At 50.6% G+C, this 16,863-nt stretch carries 17 protein-coding genes and 1 pseudogene; 9 read left to right on the plus strand and 9 right to left on the minus strand.

Going from position 1 to position 16,863, the window contains the following annotated elements:
* Positions 1-47: 47 nt before the first annotated feature.
* Entirely contained in the window at positions 48-4,235 is a 4,188-nt protein-coding gene (locus O0879_RS02150; RefSeq protein WP_289914426.1) for an ATP-binding protein, read from the plus strand.
* A 604-nt stretch (positions 4,236-4,839) separates the two neighbouring features.
* Here O0879_RS02150 and O0879_RS02155 read toward each other — a convergent pair.
* Positions 4,840-5,502, minus strand: coding sequence for an SOS response-associated peptidase family protein (locus O0879_RS02155; RefSeq protein ID WP_289914427.1), 663 nt, complete (start codon positions 5,500-5,502; stop codon positions 4,840-4,842).
* Positions 5,503-5,737: 235 nt separating this feature from the next.
* Here O0879_RS02155 and O0879_RS02160 point away from each other — a divergent pair, with 235 nt between their 5' ends.
* Positions 5,738-6,220, plus strand: a complete 483-nt coding sequence (locus tag O0879_RS02160) for a GIY-YIG nuclease family protein (RefSeq protein WP_289914428.1) — start codon at positions 5,738-5,740, stop codon at positions 6,218-6,220.
* Positions 6,221-6,479: 259 nt separating this feature from the next.
* Positions 6,480-7,190 (plus strand): DUF2971 domain-containing protein, encoded by a 711-nt coding sequence (locus O0879_RS02165; protein ID WP_289914429.1) that lies wholly within the window; start codon positions 6,480-6,482, stop codon positions 7,188-7,190.
* A 122-nt stretch (positions 7,191-7,312) separates the two neighbouring features.
* On the opposite strand, the pseudogene O0879_RS02170 reads toward O0879_RS02165, so the two are convergent.
* A pseudogene (locus O0879_RS02170) lies at positions 7,313-7,675 on the minus strand (OB-fold nucleic acid binding domain-containing protein); the annotation flags it as partial.
* A gap of 33 nt (positions 7,676-7,708) precedes the next feature.
* Here O0879_RS02170 and O0879_RS02175 point away from each other — a divergent pair.
* On the plus strand, positions 7,709-8,029 hold the full coding sequence (locus O0879_RS02175; RefSeq protein ID WP_289916131.1) for a hypothetical protein: 321 nt from the start codon (positions 7,709-7,711) through the stop codon (positions 8,027-8,029).
* 425 nt (positions 8,030-8,454) lie between these two features.
* Positions 8,455-8,583, plus strand: a complete 129-nt coding sequence (locus tag O0879_RS02180) for a hypothetical protein (protein ID WP_289914430.1) — start codon at positions 8,455-8,457, stop codon at positions 8,581-8,583.
* Between the two features lie 291 nt (positions 8,584-8,874).
* On the opposite strand, the gene O0879_RS02185 is transcribed toward O0879_RS02180, so the two are convergent.
* The 3 genes from O0879_RS02185 to O0879_RS02195 all read right to left on the minus strand — a co-directional run bounded on the left by O0879_RS02185 (position 8,875) and on the right by O0879_RS02195 (position 10,713).
* The gene (locus O0879_RS02185) at positions 8,875-9,630 is read right to left on the minus strand and encodes a RusA family crossover junction endodeoxyribonuclease (protein ID WP_289914431.1); all 756 of its coding nucleotides are present in this window, start codon (positions 9,628-9,630) and stop codon (positions 8,875-8,877) included.
* Positions 9,631-9,645: 15 nt separating this feature from the next.
* Positions 9,646-10,080: a lecithin retinol acyltransferase family protein gene (locus tag O0879_RS02190; protein ID WP_289914432.1), complete on the minus strand. Its 435-nt coding sequence runs from the start codon at positions 10,078-10,080 to the stop codon at positions 9,646-9,648.
* A gap of 339 nt (positions 10,081-10,419) precedes the next feature.
* Positions 10,420-10,713: a hypothetical protein gene (locus O0879_RS02195; RefSeq protein ID WP_289914433.1), complete on the minus strand. Its 294-nt coding sequence runs from the start codon at positions 10,711-10,713 to the stop codon at positions 10,420-10,422.
* Between the two features lie 224 nt (positions 10,714-10,937).
* Between O0879_RS02195 and O0879_RS02200 the strand changes: the two genes are divergently transcribed.
* Entirely contained in the window at positions 10,938-11,231 is a 294-nt protein-coding gene (locus tag O0879_RS02200) for a hypothetical protein (RefSeq protein WP_289914434.1), read from the plus strand.
* Between the two features lie 370 nt (positions 11,232-11,601).
* Here the strand turns inward: O0879_RS02200 and O0879_RS02205 are convergent, their stop codons facing one another.
* The gene (locus O0879_RS02205) at positions 11,602-12,015 is read right to left on the minus strand and encodes a hypothetical protein (RefSeq protein WP_289914435.1); all 414 of its coding nucleotides are present in this window, start codon (positions 12,013-12,015) and stop codon (positions 11,602-11,604) included.
* A 373-nt stretch (positions 12,016-12,388) separates the two neighbouring features.
* Between O0879_RS02205 and O0879_RS02210 the strand changes: the two genes are divergently transcribed.
* Positions 12,389-12,880 (plus strand): hypothetical protein, encoded by a 492-nt coding sequence (locus tag O0879_RS02210; RefSeq protein ID WP_289914436.1) that lies wholly within the window; start codon positions 12,389-12,391, stop codon positions 12,878-12,880.
* 354 nt (positions 12,881-13,234) lie between these two features.
* On the opposite strand, the gene O0879_RS02215 is transcribed toward O0879_RS02210, so the two are convergent.
* From O0879_RS02215 to O0879_RS02225, 3 genes are all read right to left on the minus strand, one after another.
* Positions 13,235-13,363: a hypothetical protein gene (locus O0879_RS02215; RefSeq protein WP_289914437.1), complete on the minus strand. Its 129-nt coding sequence runs from the start codon at positions 13,361-13,363 to the stop codon at positions 13,235-13,237.
* A 694-nt stretch (positions 13,364-14,057) separates the two neighbouring features.
* A complete protein-coding gene (locus O0879_RS02220; RefSeq protein ID WP_289914438.1) occupies positions 14,058-14,237 on the minus strand; it encodes a hypothetical protein in 180 nt (59 codons plus the stop codon).
* 215 nt (positions 14,238-14,452) lie between these two features.
* Positions 14,453-14,746, minus strand: coding sequence for an H-NS histone family protein (locus O0879_RS02225; protein WP_289914439.1), 294 nt, complete (start codon positions 14,744-14,746; stop codon positions 14,453-14,455).
* 243 nt (positions 14,747-14,989) lie between these two features.
* Between O0879_RS02225 and O0879_RS02230 the strand changes: the two genes are divergently transcribed.
* Together O0879_RS02230 and O0879_RS02235 are read left to right on the plus strand one after the other, a co-directional pair.
* Positions 14,990-15,886 (plus strand): HNH endonuclease, encoded by an 897-nt coding sequence (locus tag O0879_RS02230; protein WP_289914440.1) that lies wholly within the window; start codon positions 14,990-14,992, stop codon positions 15,884-15,886.
* A 179-nt stretch (positions 15,887-16,065) separates the two neighbouring features.
* Positions 16,066-16,782: a hypothetical protein gene (locus O0879_RS02235; protein ID WP_289914441.1), complete on the plus strand. Its 717-nt coding sequence runs from the start codon at positions 16,066-16,068 to the stop codon at positions 16,780-16,782.
* Positions 16,783-16,863 lie beyond the last annotated feature (81 nt).

Below are 16,863 nucleotides of genomic sequence, written 5' to 3' on the forward strand. Positions count from 1 at the left end.
AGATTCATTATCGAACTTTCGGGTACTATTTAAATAGTTAAAATAATTTGTCAACGAAAAAAATGGCTGCAATAGATTTCGGAAAAATTCGCACTGCCCCGACTGGCCCGCGAGATGCTTTTGAGGATTTGGCCTGTATTTTGTTTAGAAAAACAGCTTGCGTAGCTATGAATTCTGAATATGTTCGGGTACGAGGCTCCGGCGGTGACGGTGGTGTAGAAGCTATACTTATCGAGCCAACAGGAGTGAAGTTTGGTATCCAGGCGAAGTATTTCTTTAAGCTGGGTACGTCAGAGCTTGGGCAAATCAAGGTATCGTTCCAAACGGCTATTATTAACCACCCCCAGCTGGCCGAATTCCACGTCTACATCCCATTTGACCTCACCAACGTAGTGGCCGGTGGCAGGCGAGGAACCAGCGAGCGCAGGAAATTTGACGATTGGAAGGCCGAGGTCGAGTACGAGCGGTTAGAGTTAGGTTCGCCTATCAAAGTTGTTTTGTGCTCTGCGGCAGACATCAACCAGAAGATTTTGGAACTGGATACAGACGGCGGGTTACGCCGCTACTGGTTTGATGCGGACACGCTCACTGAAGATGTGATTCGTCGAGGCCTCTCCATTTCGGAAGCGAAGGCTGGCCCCCGGTTTACTTCGGCCCTTGATGTTGTCACGAATGCGTACAAGATGCTCGACATCTTTGGCGGTACCGCTGATATCTATGATTTGCTCGACAGCGATTACGTGCCATTAGTTCGCGAGTTTATCCGGGAGCTCCCAGGGACAGCTGAGAGTCCATACGCCTGCTTAGTCGAGGAAGAAGGCACTTTGCTCAAGGGGCTTGGTGATTTGGCCGATATGTTCGAGGCCGTTCACTTCCGCCCTTCCGACCTAAGCCTTGCTGCGGCAGCAACATCGGCCATCGGTCGCGTACTGCCATTGCTGCGCCTGGCGGAAAGTGTCCAGCTTAAGAAGCTGCAAGACGCCCACGGTGCAAATGCAGACAATGTGCGATTCCGGCAATTTCAGGCGGAGCACATGGTAGCTTTCCCGGCTGGCGATTTAGATTCAACCAGAAATACGATAAGGCTTTTGAAACAGCTTTCGGGCTTTTTGGAGTCCGCGATGTTCCGCGTTGGCGGCGCGAACACTTTGTTGATGGTAGGTCCAGCAGGTATCGGAAAAACACATTCACTAGTCAGTGCTGCTAAGCGGCGGTTGAAAGTGCATGCGTTATCAGCAGTTCTATTCGGGGACGACTTTGCTAGTGAGGAACCATGGCGTACCATTGCCGGCCAGCTGGGGTTCGGCGCAGGCGTTGGCCGTGATGAGCTTTACGGAGTCATGCAGGCGGCGGCTGAGCACACCGGCTTTCCCTTCCTAGTGGTGATTGACGCTTTGAACGAGAGCCCAAATCTGCAGAAATGGAAAACCCTGCTACGTGGCCTCATTGCTGAAATGAAGCCGTTCTCCGGTATTCGACTGATTGTGTCCACCAGAGACACGTATCGTTCACTTGTTGTGGATACAGAATTCCCAGGATTTGCATTCGAAAATACCGGATTTGTGGGAAAAGAGATTCAGGCACTCCAAGCTTTCTGCGAGTACTACGGAATTACGTCGGAGATTACGCCAATCTTTGCGGACGAACTCACCAACCCGTTGTTTTTGCAGCTCGCGTGCAAAACTTTCCGTGAAAGCGACGCGCAGCGTCTTGATTTTTCCTTGCCAGGTTTCGTCAGCCTCATAGAAAGCTATTTTGGCATTTGTGACAAGGAGCTGCGAACAAAGCTTGGCTACGCTAACCCTAAAAATTTGGTTCGCGCCGCTCTCACCTGCATCGTGGATTTATGCCAGGAGGAACACAGTCCGTCGCTAACTTGGGAGGCGGCAAATGCTGCTATTCGCCCTACATTGGATAACGAAGTTAAGTCCCAAGAGTTTTTGGAGGGGCTGCGTCAGGCCGGACTTCTCATCATCGTTCCTAGCTCGAATGAGTCCGTCGAAGAATACGTTGTTCGGATTGGATTCCAGCGGTTTAGCGATGTTTTACTGGCGCTTGCAATTGCCGAACGCTCAGCCACCTCCGGCACCCTCAGTGGCGAAGCATTGAGTTCTGCCATCAATAAATTTGGCGATGCTGACATGGGCGTTCTTGAAGCAATAGCCTGCGTATTGCCAGACAGGTTTGGCGTCGAATTACCAAATATCGAAACCAAATTTACGGAAGCGCAACTGCTGGAAGCTTTTGTGAACTCTCTCCCGTGGCGTTCTCGTGACGGGCTCACCGCTGAGACCGAGCGTTGTGTGTTGGCTGCTCTAATGAGTGTACCGGACCTTTGGAAGTTAGTTTATCCGACACTTTTTAAGATAAGCCTGATACCCAATCACCAATTGAACGCGAACTATCTGCAGAAGTTTTTCGTACAAGATTCGCTGACGCAGCGTGACCCGTACTTGTCCTTGTTTGCACGAGAAAGCTTCGTAGGAAAAGGGGTGATTTATTCGGTTCTTAAATGTGCACAGTCCGCAGATATTGGTCGGTTTCCTGACGCCAGCTTGGACCTCCTCGCAACCGTACTCGCCTGGCTAACCTCGGCGAGTGACCGCCGCGTTCGTGACCGGAGTATCAAGGGGCTGACGCGCTTAATCTATCACAAGCCCGCGCTGGCGCAGCCTCTGCTGGACCGCATGAAGAACTGCCGAGACGGTTATATATTTGAAGGGCTCACTATGGCAGTTTATGGTGCTCGACTGCTTTCTCGCGGCAGCGATAGTGATGGCGCATTTTTGTCTGCGTTGGACACGCTCATCCAACCGGAATACGACACGCCCGATATCGTTGTGAGAGACTGCGTAAGATTGCTAGCCAAAAGCCTGCCACTCGACTCTGACGAGAAGCTCGCATTGGCGGTGGCCACATATCCACGTCCCGTGGCGCTACCTTCGAACTGGCCGGTTCTGAAGGACTTGGAGGAGTTCCTGAATAATGCTGAAATTCCGCCAAATCTCAAGATGCGTCCGACGGGAATGTATGTCGACTTTTCTCAGTATCAAGTCCGAAGCCTTGTCGAACAATTTGACCTTAAGGCTGCGGGCATTTCGTATGAAAATATTTTATCTTGGTTCATGCTGGAGCTGGTTAAATTGGGGTATGCAAGAACGCAGAACGTAATCGCCCATGACCACATGCTTCTGGGCGAATTTGGAGATGGGCGCGGAAAGCCGGCCTACGCTGAAACGTTGGGTAAGAAATACTATTGGATTGCGCTTCATCGTCTGGTCGGAATGTTGCAAGACAACGTTCCGCCGGCAAAAAATTATGACGGTTCTCCTAAAAAAATTGCCTATTACTCGCAGGATGTGCGGAAACTTGACCCCACCGATTTGAGAGCGTTTGGTTTAGAACGCGATTACGACTGGTCCTTGCTTGGTGACTCCCGGTATCCGTTCGAAGTGCAGCCCGAGGACGATAGCGTGTGGGTGAAGGGGGCTGGTGATGTCACTCCTATGGCCGAGTGCGTGTTCAGACGCGACGATTTAGGCACTGAGTGGTTTCTGCTCAATTTTTACGCGGCGAATAGGGAAGAAGCAGAAGGGATACGCACGAGTAAGAAGGGTTACAGAAGGGTGGTGTGTAGCATTGCTTCGATTTTTACGGACCGTAATGAATCCTGTCTCTCAGAGAAGGAATCGGACACACTCAGTCGTGCCTTTCAGTCGCAAGGAACTGAGTATAAAGGCTTTTTAGCGGAATATCCGCGTTCTGATTTTTATGTAACTAGAGAAGCGACCGGAGAGTTTAGTTCAACGTATTCAACTTATGATAAGCCAGTGAGAACATACGGACTTTCCACGTTGCGGTTACTACGTGGAAGCGAATGGGAATACGATTCGTCGAGCGATGAAGATATCTCCTCTCTAAGTGTTCCGGCTCCTGACATCGTCAAAGCGTGTAACCTCTCATGGGATGGGCATTCTGGATGGCTTAACGCCGAGGGTCAGCTCGTTGGTTTGAGTCTAGAAGACCCATCCAGGTCCGGATTCTTTATGCGGCGAGATGCTCTTGATAATTATTTGAACCTAACGAATAAGGCGATATATTTTCAGCAATGTATTTTCCGTTCGCGCATTAATGGATTTTCCGGCGGTGGGCATCAGTCCGATACATGGGAATATGCAAGCTACGACGGTGACTTAAAATTTTTATTTAAAGATGTAAAATTTTACCCTGACTAAAATAGATTCGTCTTGCGGCTCATCGCCGAGTTCAATATTCATAGTGCCTTTTGCATCGATATTAGCCTATCACTATCATACTCCAGCGTCGAGTTCTCGGCCTAGAAGGCGGTGATGAATATCCTCGAGTGGTAAGTTTGGGTTGCGGATTCAATCGGCCAACGCAACACACAGTTCAAACCGTTGAGCCGGTAATCTAGTGTCTTCTTGGGGGCGGTCGTTTAGTGGTTTAGTTCTTCTCGTGGTTGGCCAAGCTAAGCTGGTGGCACACTTCACTTGGGCATTAAAACCATAGGTGGGCTCACAGCGATAGAAAGTGAATATGTGGAAAACTCGCAGGTATATCGGCCATTCGTTCGGCATTACCGATGGACTGGTTTGGCCTATTCAACTATGGAACTGGACTTGTCATCCAAGGCGGCGCCCAACCCGAAGCTGCGCAGGCTGACTCGCCGATGCCCGCGCGGTTGGCAGTCGCGGTGGCGCACTTCCCACGACCGGCCTAGTTGCCCGGCAAACCGCCGGCAATGCATCCAATGATTGCTGCTCCGTTATATGGTGCTTAAACCTGCTTGTTCCATCACGTTTGGCGAGAACGTTCAGCTTAAAAAAGTTCACGTTGCTTGACAACAGGTAACTTCGGTGCCGGCTCTCCATACATCAGGTCGGCCGGATACGGCTGAAGATATGTCCTCGCGCGTTCTGTGTCTTTGCAGCCAAGCCACTCGTCGTATTCGCTGGTTGGGACAATGACTAACGAACGCTTCTCCTCGCCTGGTCGGTGGAAGCGGCTCATGAAGGGATGGTCGTCGGCGTTAACGGTCAGCTGGGTGAACGAAAATGTTCGCTGCCCTTCCTCCTCGACCCATTCCCGGTAGAGGCCGGCGACGGCAAATGGTTCGCCGGTGGCCATTCCGATAGACCAGCGCACATGCGTTGGTTGTTCCCAGTTTGGTTCGAAGAAGCGGACCATTGGGACGAGGCAAAGTTGAGACTTTGCCCAAGCCGACTTGTACGTCCTCAACTGGCCAACGGTCTCGGCACGGGCATTCATCGTCGTGAGGCGCTGGCCGGGTGGCATATGTCGCTTCGAGACGAACCCGTATGTGCCAGTCAGACCTCTGCGATTGCCGGCTTCGTCATGAACGATGATTGGACCAACGTAGTCCTGGTAGAGCTCATCATGCCAATCGTCGCTGTCCTCCATTGACGTGCGGAAGAAGTCAAAGGCCAGTTGCCGTGAAACAGTCACGTAGTTGACGCACATGGTGTTCTCCGAGTTGAATGCATATGTTCGACTTTATCCGGCATTCTGGCCGGAGTGGCACCTGTCGTTTGAGCTTACATGCTCACATTTCTTGGCGGAAAAGATTGAGCATGTTAGTCCTGGGATAACGTACAATTGGCCGCGGTCGGCCAGAAGCGGAACTTCTTTAGACCACGAAAATGGGGTTCCGATTTACTGTAAATCTGGAATGGAAGGAACAGCTTGAGGAATCTAAATGACCATTTCTTCGAAAAAGAATTCTAAACGTGTTGAGCCTCTAAGGCTTATTGAGCAGCAACTAGAGCTAGTTAGCAAAGACGACATCGACGCACTCCCGAAAGGTATGCGTGGAATATATGTTCTCTACTGTACTCAGGCGTCCGAGAATCCGAAGAAGCCGCATCGAAATGTTGTGTATGTTGGAATGTCTGCTAGTGGCATAAAGGGACGGCTTCGAGCCCATAGAAGGCAAAAAGGTGAGTTGTGGGACACGTGTTCTGTCTTCGCTGTTTGGCCAAATATTAGAGAGGAGGAAATTCGTGAGCTTGAAGGGATACTTCGCCACATTTTCCGCTTCGACCCAAACGCGCAACAGTTAAACACTCAAGGACGATACCAAAAATTGGCAAGAACTAAGAAAATTGAAATAAGCGATGCATTTCGCAAGCAGGTGGAGTACTTGCCCAAGGACGATGCAGTACCAGACTCCGGAAAATAAAACCCATAAGCAGATAGTTGCGGCAAAGCACTATCGGCAGCATCCGTCCAGAAGCAGCCGTTCTAGCAATTGCCCAGCATGATGCGCATCATGACGGGCAATCTAACCGCTGAGCTGGGATAGTAAATTTTAGGAAAACATGAATTACACCACTGAGGCAATGAGGGAGGAACGGAGAGTAAAGCTCAAGGAAAATAAGCCAAGGTATAAATTTCTGTCAATGAGGTATCTCCGAAGTCTAAGCCAGAAGAAGATATGGATGTCCGACCCAAAGAGTTTCAAGGACCCATTTGACGTGAATTGCAATATCAAAGATTTAACTTTTCAGGGGCAATTTTCCGATGAAGCAAGGCTGCGTAAAGCTTTTTCAGAAATCTTTTTGGATAATTCAGAAGTCGCTAATCATTGGTTCTATGACGACTGCTTTACCCAGACTTTAAAAGACTGGATTGCAGGTCATACATCGCAAAAAACAGTTATCGAGGATTTCAAACGCCGCTCTTCGGCCTTTGGTGTGGCGTGCTTTGCTCAGGACTGGGATGTTCCTTTGATGTGGTCGCACTACGCTAGTAGTCATAAAGCATTCTGCGTAGAGTACGCCGTCAACCCTTTGAACTTCGCCAACGCCAAGGAGAATTTGACTATGGCGCAGTACAATGTACGGTACGCTACAGATGTTCCTGCCGCTTGCCTCAGCGAGCTACTTTTCACTCCTCATCAGGTCCTAGCGAACATTATTGCAGTGAAACATGCGGATTGGTCGTACGAGAAAGAATGGCGCCTAGTACATTTCACCGATAAGGCAAAGTTTGTCCCAATGCCCAAGCATATGCAAATTTCTGCTTTGATAGTTGGGCTAAGATTTGATATGACGGGAATTGAGGCCGTAATTTCAAAGGCGGCAAGATTGAAGGTACCTGTTTACAAAATGACCCGTGACCATAGCCAAATGCTGTTGCAACCCGTTTAGCACGAAACTCAAGTTGCGCCTACTGAAATCGCTTTAGAGTGGGCTTGTGCCGATATTGGTTTGGGACAGCAGCGGCGAGCCGCCGAATGCCATCTTTGGATGGATTCTTCCGCAAGTCGCATTCAATGAAAATTCCGAGACTTTGTGTCCAGCTCCCCGAGCATGTGGCTCAGGTCCGCAAGCCTCTTGGCAACCAGGTGCCGTACGTTGCGCTCGCACTGCCACACGCCATAAACTCCCAGTAGCTTGGCGCCCATCAATTCCTTGCGCTGCTGCTCCACCAGGTTGGGCCAGCAAATGACGGTCACCGTACCGGATTCATCTTCAATGGTCACGAATATCACACCTTTGGCGGTCTCCGGCCGCTGGCGAACCGTGACGATGCCGCAACCTCGGGCGAGCCTGCCATTGTCAAACTGGTTCAAGATTTCCGCAGGTAGGAACTTCATTGCAGCGAGTCGCGGGCGCAGGAGTGCAAGCGGGTGAACTATGCGCGCGAGCACTTGAAAAACGGCATGATGCACTTTGCCAAGGGACTTCGAGGCCCAGATAGTCTGCTCAAGGTGCGATACCTTCCAAACGGTCGAATTGACTTTCTCAGCGTCGATGAAATGGCACGATTGACCGCAAACCAGACGCATCAGATGCGTAACGTGGACTTCGGGCGAATGCTTTCGGAAGACACAGTCTATGCCAATCACGCCGATGAATTCCCCAAAGACTCGGTTGGCGAGTACTTCCCACATAAAGAGGGCGGCACCGGTGACAAGCAGAAGATGCGGGCAATGAAACGGAAGAAGAAGGCGACCCAAGCGTCGAAGAAACGGAACCGTCGTTAGATTCACCGCGAACCATCGGTGGCTCCGCAGTAGCATCTGAATAATTCGACGCCATTTCCCCGTCTCCGCTGTTCAGCCGACGATTAAGGCAACAGGCGAGTGGTCTTACCGTCACCTTCCAGTTGCGCGCGTCGTACAATATCTTCTTGGTATTCGTGTCTTCCGCTACCGCCGCAGAGAGGACGTCTACCTAGAAGAGCTCGAGAGGTCCGACGGAACAGCGAGATTTCGACTTCTTGTCCTTGTTAGCACTCCGATAATAGGTTCGCTAGGCCCTCGGGCCATCTTCGATACTTACGCTCCGGCCTGTCGTAATATAGGTTTCGTCTGCGCGCTGGCTTCGCTAAAGCGGTCGTCATGCGGAGCGCGCCCGACGGGGTGACTGCGCCGATTATGAGTGTCCGCCAGCGCCGCAAACGATGCGCTTGGTCCGCCATGTCGCGTCAACCGGCAAGGTGCGTGTCCTGGTGACCAATCTGCTCAATGCCGCATTCTTCCCGGCCACCGTATTCGGCGACTTGTACTACCGCCGCTGGCCCATCGAGGAGCCTTAAGGGCCTAAAGCACCGTCTCAACCTGGAGCATTTCACCGGCCTGTTCCAGCTGGCGGTCCTGCAGGACTTCGCCGCAAAAGTCGTTTGCGACAACCTGCAAGCACTGACCGGGCGGCTTCACACGCTAAAGCCTAAGAGTTTAGCTTTTTGCCCCAGTAACGTTGGTCGAAGAAAAGACCACCGGTTAAGATTGGTTAGCCCTCCATGACCGGATACATGAATCAGGCCAGTGGCAGTCCACGCAGCGAAACGAAGCTCCTGCAACACCAGGGTTTTCGGTAGTCTACAACTTCAAATCGGCCGTAATAATTTGCGCACTCCGAGTCTATTCAATCCTGCGACGAACACCCGTCGCTTAAACTGGTCGAGCGTTAGGATGATTTGGGGACCGAAATTTCCAAGACGTGTCCGATGGAAGTCCCAAGTCGAGTTCACCAGAAAGGAGTCTGCTTGACCTCCGAGTTCATGTATGCGACGAGCAGTTCGGCGATGCCTCTTGCGCGCTTGAAGGGCAACGCATGCCGCTAAAACTGACCGCAAGTCATCGAAATCCACGTTCAGCGCAACGCACATTGCACCCCAGTACCTAATAAAAATCAGGTTGTGTTTTTCTATGCAGTCATCGTTGGAGAACTGGACCTCAAGCCTAAGGAGGCTGTAGGAAAGCTGTTCATTTCGGGACATCCAAAAGGTGTGAACGGAGCCGATTTGAGCGTCGTCGACGAGTATCCCATTCGCCCCAGTCAATGCATCAAGTATTGGTTTCGTAATGTTGTCGATGTCGCCAACCTTGTCTGTCTCCTGGCGCTCGACGCCATGCAGATACCAAGCGAACTCAATCTGAACGCTACCGGAGATAAGCCATTTGAAACGCGAAAGCTCAACATGGATGGCATCGACGAGTTCCCGTTTACGCACTCCCTGAGACTGAACGCTTACGATTTCATCGAACTGAAGCTCCAGAGTGACCGACGCAGTCGCAAGTTCCTCAACGAGGTATTGATTATCTTGGTCGCAGTTGGAGGTTCTAATAGAAATGGAAACCATGATGGCAATGCGTCTTCACTTTGAGTTTTTTAATACATAGAATAAGCCGACCAAGGCGACGACGCCCAAAGCTGTGTGAGCCACTTGCGAGCTGCTGGATTTGCCGTGCATCGCACGATTTACGAAACTTTCGCAGTTGTTGACCACCAAATCGTAGGTTGACTCGGCTTGCCGTAATTCTGCAATTGCACGTTGTGCCACCTGCACGTTGTTGTTCGGCCCGTTGTTCGGTTCAAGGCGTATGGTTCCATTAGGTGCGTATCGGTTATGGAAATGCATGTAGGTTGTAACCTGGTAACCGCTGTCCATCAGTTCCGCTATGTATACTTCACCGTCGAAGGTACTTCTGCCCAAGACAACCGCGTGATGTTTTGGGCCATCCATACCTAATTCTTTTGTAATGGCGCCGACAAGCCGGCAGCCAGTGACGTCAATTTGTTGAAGGTGCATGAATTGGTTTACGTTTCACGAAAAGCGAGGTTATATTGTAATTCCAACTCCGAAAAAAGCCTTCAGAATTGAGGGCGTTGTCGGATTATGTTAGCACAATCGCTATTTGTAATCTGTGTCAGGTGGGGTACCCTGACTTTTCGGACACTCTGGTTTGGTAAACTTCACCAACTGGAGAACATATGACACGCTCAACAACATACACACCGGAGCTTCGGAAAGTAGCTTACTGCCAATTACGTTTGCCATGTCCCGATGTATCCCGTCCCGCAAGTCAAAGACTTTGGTGATTTCCGGGGTGGGGACCCATTGGGGCGTCATCTATTAGATTGCCGAGGGCTAGCTTGCCTTCCAGGTTGCCCAGTTCGCTTGAATCCATGTCGTAGCATCTACCCGCATGACTTTGTCGCACGCGTGAAGCATATCCTCGATTTTGTCGCCACTTGCTGGTTTCACCAGCGAATGCTTTGCAGCGTATGCATTGATGAAATCGACTACCTCATATCCTTCTTTACGACTGACTCGCCCCGAATCGGCTTTGCCTGTGATGTTCGGGTTATCACCAGGCGAAGCAATCCAAGTGTAGGGATATGCAGCCCGCTTTGTAAGGCTAGTTTTCGTTACGAGACTCATAAGTACTTTCTTTGGTTAGGGAAAACGTGTTCAACAAGTATCGCATCTTTTCCTAGACATTACGAAATTTTTGCAAATAGAAAATACGACTACCGACATTGCTCGTAATTAAGTAGTATTGGCCATAGCCGAGCGGCTCCTAGAGTGACTGGAAAAAAGTCGCCTCTGAGGGGCAACGATTGTGTATTGTATTTACTATGAAATCACTTAAAAGGAAAACACTAATGCAGCAGATATCAGAATTTGATAAATTTTCCGACATTGATGAAGGACGTCGGCGAGATGAGTATTTCAACCCAGCTCCAGAAGCTTGTGACTACTGCGGCAAGCCACTAGATGACGAGAAATATTTTGTTGACGGCAAAGAACGTGACTCTGTTCAGTGGGGTTGTATGTGCACAGATTGCTGTGCTAGTCGGGGGGAAGGGGTCGCATACGGGAAGGGGCAACTCTATCTCAATCAAAAGAATGGTCGATGGCTGCTGGTGGGGGGATTCCCAGACGAGACGGAGTTGTAACGACAGCTTGCCGGGCTTCCAGAGGCCCGGATATAGAGCCATTTAACAGTGCATACACTACGCCTACACCGATTTGCCTTCGGGCGATGGTAAAGAGCGATAATTCCTAGTGCCTGTTCAGTCTGTAGGATGGGTATGAAAATCCTTTAAAAATCAAAGATTTAAATTTTATGAAATGTGCATAAATCTTCCGAAAAGTCATATTCGCTTGTAAAATCCAATATGCATCGTCGATGGTTGGCACAAGCAAACGTTGTGAAGTTGCTAGCATCATTTCACGGTTACAGCGCCGATTGGCGCGCAAGCATCTGCCTTATAGACTCACCACCGCGACGACTTTCCGCCACTACCGACCGGACATACGACTTAACTAAGTGCTCATCCTGGCCGCCGCCATAACGGCAGCATACGCGTCCAACACGTCGGCGCCGGCGATATCGTAGCCCCATCCATTGGCGATACCAGGTAACGCCGTCATGCCGGCTGCTAGCGCAAAGTCCGGCCTCTCGACCGCGAAGTCCCTGGCAGCACGAATGAGCGTCCGTGGGTCTGACGGGCTCTTGTTCGCCAGCTCGATGGCGAGCTCGAAGAAGCCCGCATCCTTGGCCGCAGCAAACCACTTCCCCTCCTGACCAGGCTGGCTCGCAACCAAGTCACGCAGAATGGTCTCCCCTGGCCCGCCCTGGTTTTTCTTCACGATGACCTTGAATGTCGCCAGATTGGTTGTCCACGTAGCGCGAGGTTCGTCCCAGTGTCCTCCTGAGTGGAAGTGGGCAAGCAGCACATTACCCTTCCTGATGAACCGCCCGTTTGAGGGGCGCAATAGCGACGGCGTGGGAAAGGATGGAAAGGCCGGCGCTGGAACCCTTGTCGGTATCGAAAAGGCCCAAACGCTTTTGGGGCGTACGTGCAGATGTGGATGCCGGGTTGGCTTCCGGCGCGCGAGTCCGTCCTGCGGAAGGACATCCTCGCCTGCGATGGAAGAGCGAGGGTGGGTAAATCACGTGTTGTGCAGCATTTGCGTTTCCACCGCCGCGTAAGGTTCCCCTAGCAATCGCAATGAGCCAAAAGTTTCCGCGCGTGGAAAATGGGGAGAATTTATGGCAATAAATGCAATAGAATGATATGCAGCCTTTGGCCCCAACCTTGGAGAAATAATGAAACTGCTCGCATTAATTATTGCTTTGCTCGCGCTAGTACCGCGAATTTCCGAGGGTCAGGTAATGGGGCCGCAGTATCTGGTCCAAGTCGGTGGATTAGCTATGAGCTGCAAGGCGAATTCTGGAGTGCAGGTCGCTATCTATGTCGACTATTCATTGGACAACATCGGTGTTGCGAGGACGGCGCCTAACGGAGCGCCAATCATCGTCTTGAACCCCAATGTCATAAGCCGATATTCGCCAATCGTGAAGCAATGGTGGTTCGCGCACGAGTGCGCACATCACGCATTAGGTCCATGGAACAATGAAACTAATGCGGACTGCTTTGGCGCGAAAGAACTGGTGAAGTTTGGCATTCTAAACAACAATTCTCAACTTCAGTCGTTCGTGAACGAGCTGGCCAGCCTTCCAGGCTCGCTGCAATCGGGGCACCTGCCAGGATATGAGCGTGCAATGAGAATTGCAAGTTGCGCACTCGATTTTTCGTAAAATCGCCCAGCCTACCTGTTTATGGCCGTCGCCATGGCATGCCATGTCGATGGCCCCGTCCCAGGTCGGCCCTACACAGCGACACTAAGACGGAATTGGGCTGCGGTTTCTTCACCGTACAATGCCGGTGCCATCCGAGGCCGAAACGGTGGGTCTAGTTTCCGTCTTCCTTTCGCGGGCCATAGTCTGGTCACCTCGGAAGCAGGGGCGGGTTAAAGGCCTTCCCGGCACACAACGTGTGTTGCTTTTGCAGTCCTACGTAAAAAATTCATTCGCCGGACTGCTGTGCCAGGACCCGCCCGACGAAATCGCCGCCCGCAGCACTGCCTGTAATTATAGCCCGTACATCCGCTTTCACCACAGCACAGTCTCACCCACTCCCGCAGCGCCGGCCGCCGTCATCATGGCCGCGTACGCATCCAGCACGTCAATGCCAGTGACGTCGTAGCCCCATCCGTTTGCGATGCCGCGCAGAGCCGTCATGCCCCTTGCCAGCGCAAACTTCAGCCGTTCCACCGAATAGTCCCGCTCCGCGCGTATGAGTGTCCATGGTCTGAAGGGCTACGATTCGCCAGCTCGAAGAATTCTGCATCCTGAGCTGCAGCAAACCACTTGCCTTCATTCCCGGTTGGCTCGAAACCCGGTCACGCGGTCTCCCTTGGCAGGTGCGGGTATTACTTTACGGGCCTTGAATGTCGCCAGCTTGGTCGTCGCGAACGTCACTTGAATGGCGTAGCGTGAATGATGACCGGCGCCAGCTCTACAATAAATAGAATGACGCCTTCGGCGGCAAGTACTGGCGTGGTATTCTGAACATCTGCGCTCACTGGCGGCGTCCCTGATTGCTTGATTGGATTGAAACTATTTTAGCTAAAGCCCTTATGGCAGATGCTTAGCGCGGACAGCGGTATTTGGTGCCTCATAGTTAGAGCGTGCGCTGAACTGCCGTGGTAGAAGGAAATGATAGAATTTTTCGTGACCGAATGATTTCTTGGAACCCAGTCAACGTATCTTCTGTCACCAAAGTACCAATCCCTCTTCCAATCAATATTCCATCAATAACTTCAGTCGTAGGATGGCCGTGTCCATTAGTTTTGCCAGCCCCATGGAGAGTCGGTATCAATCGGTGACTCAATGGTTGGAATGTCGCTTGAAGATGACGAAAGGCGGCGTTACGTTACGACTTGTTAAACTTCCCCTGCTTTGCTTCCAAGAGCAGCATTTCGAAGTAGGCCGCGCCGGTAGCGTCCACTTTTTGCTGTGACCAGTCTTCGCCGATTCGGGCTGCCTCGAATCCGAGGCTTTGCAACTTGGGCGCGACGGTGGCCTCGCCGCCGGAGAAATCCGCTGGCTCCAATGGGCCTTCGCTTGGGTGCTGGAATCCGAAAGCAGCCCCAAGGATGGCCTTGGAATCACAAAGCTCGCCGTTTGCCGGATTTCGAACCAGAAAGTCGCGCGATTTTCCGAACCCATAGCGAGCAAGAAATGCGGCTCGGCCGAGTAAAGAGAACTCATCCAGCGCACTTTGGCTGCCGATGGGCTCTGGAGGCGGGCGAGGTCGGAGGCCACGAATTAGTTCGCGATACGAAACTGCTCCTTGTCCTTGCCATCAAGCCAGCGTGGTGCGCGACCACGGCCCGTCCAAGTCTCACCCGTTTCAGGGTTCTCGAACTGCGCTGCGACCGTGCCCTTGGCTTTTGCCGGTTTCGAGCGAGTTCCGGAGGATAGGTCTTCCACGGTGATGCCGTACTGTTGCATCAAATCCTTAATTTTCTGGATTGCACCACTGAGCTCATCTTTGCGGGCAGCTTCTGCCAATGATTGCAATTTTGCGATTTGTTCAACATACTCTGCATACGACGTCATGGTGTCTCCAAAAGGATAGGTGGTTCAAATGGTTGAATATACGCAAAATCTAACATAAACGTAGGGAAAAGGATGATTTAGAACGAATTTCATCCTAGCTGGTTGGGGGAAATGGGATGTTGTACAATCGGCACAAGTACGCATATACTGACTTTTACAGTCTTTGTGATTTGCATTCATGACTGTCAACCATCGGCCAAGTGCAGTCGGGCAAAGTTTTGAATAAATCTACATTACTAATTTATGCATTGTATTTTCTGTAGGAGTGATTCCACTCTGTCAAAGAGTCTGGAACACATTATGCCAGAGTCCATAGGCAGCAAGAGACGTTTACTAACTCTTGGGGTCGTATGCGACCAATGTAATAATTACTTTGCTCGAAAGGTCGAAGAACCCATACTTAATCATCCATCGATGAGAAATATCAGAGCGTGGCATCAGATTCCAAATAAGAAAGGGCGAATTCCATCTCTACTTGGATATATCGGTGGAACAGACATTGCTATCGGATTTCGTCGTGGACGCGATGGGAAGCTCGAAATCGAACCGGAGCGGTTACGCGACAAGGGCCGCGTGTCTGCGGAATTTGAAGAGGGCCTCCCAAACGGCTTCCTGTTTCCGATTGAAATGAACCTTCCGAAGCGCGAGATGTCTCGATTCCTGTGCAAAATGGCATTAGAAACCGTTGCTGAAACATTTGGTAAGGATGATGTCGATAAGGTAATTGAATCGAAATTCTTTGACAATATCCGGACATACGCCCGTTATGGAAACAACTTCGCAGAGTGGCCGTATTCCGAGAGACGAATTTACCCTGAAACGACTTTGATGCGTCATCCTGATACAAACGACTGGGTACCTGTTGGCTTCGGTTGCACAGTGTTTACGACAAAGCACTTAGAAACGCTATTCGTCTTCTGTTTTTATGGCACTGAGTTTGTTATCAATGTTGGTGGTCCTTCAATACATGGATATGACGAATGGTTGATGAATCATGGACACATCAGCCCGATGGTTGAACGTCTTGGTTGTCGACTTGTAACCGAGGGTGAAGGTCTCTTGCAACGTCATTTTCTTCATGGGAATTTTGAAATTCGCAACGGATTGGAATTTGATAAACTTCACGGAAATTGCCCATGATAGGTCTCTGACCGAGAATGACTTTCAGTAACCGGCCAATAACCGTCACTTGTCATCAAGCATTCGTAATACGACAAGAAACTGAATAGCCATGAACCGATGTGCATATTGCCTTTTCATGCCATTTTATGAGTTTCTAGGCTACACGAATCACAAATTATTTTATGAGGAGGGTAGACTTGAAAATTTTGGCCAATAGTGCTGATGAGATTCGCCAATTGGCCGAGATTGCAGCCAAGCTACTACCCCTTGATTCCGCTCGATTGAGCGATGAGTACTACTATCACAGCTTGACACTATGCGTCATTGACGCTGTGTTCTCGATTGGCGTGCGCTACGGTAGCGTTCAGAATGTCGTGGAACGTTACTGTCAAAATTTTGGCTTGCTCAAGTATTGCAGCGTTCGCGGGGCCATTCCTCAACGCAGCGAACAAGAATCGATAAGTACATTGTGCGGTCACTTTGAGGAAGTCGGTGTTGAGGCGATGACCTCGATATTTGAAAACCGACAAAGGACTTCGGCGCGCAATGGAATCCTAAAGTCAGAAGCAGTGCTCCGATTCGCGCAAGTGTTGCGATTCTATCAAATTGAGCACCTTCAAGATTTTCAGCGCGCGAATATTAGCGCAGCGCTTGAACGGGACATCCGACTCATTCCAGGGCAGAAAAGTGGTATTTCATTTCAGTACATCTCGATGCTCGCAGGCTCGGATGAATTCGTGAAACCTGACCGAATGATTCTCCGTTTCTTGGAAAATTCGCTGCAGCGGAAGGTGGATGTTGCGGAGGCGCAACCACTACTTTTCGGCATTGTGAAGCAACTGAAGGAACTACAGCCGCACATCACACCGCGATTGCTTGACCATGAAATATGGAAGTTTCAACGTGCAGTTTAGGAAATTAATACGAATCGCCCCATTGCTTATACTCCCAGCCAGTCAAGCTGACTTGAAAATCCGGGGTTTGGCAAAAAATCT

The sequence above is a fragment of the Janthinobacterium sp. SUN120 genome (genome assembly GCF_030397735.1).
Taxonomy (GTDB): Bacteria; Pseudomonadota; Gammaproteobacteria; order Burkholderiales; family Burkholderiaceae_D; genus Janthinobacterium; species Janthinobacterium kumbetense.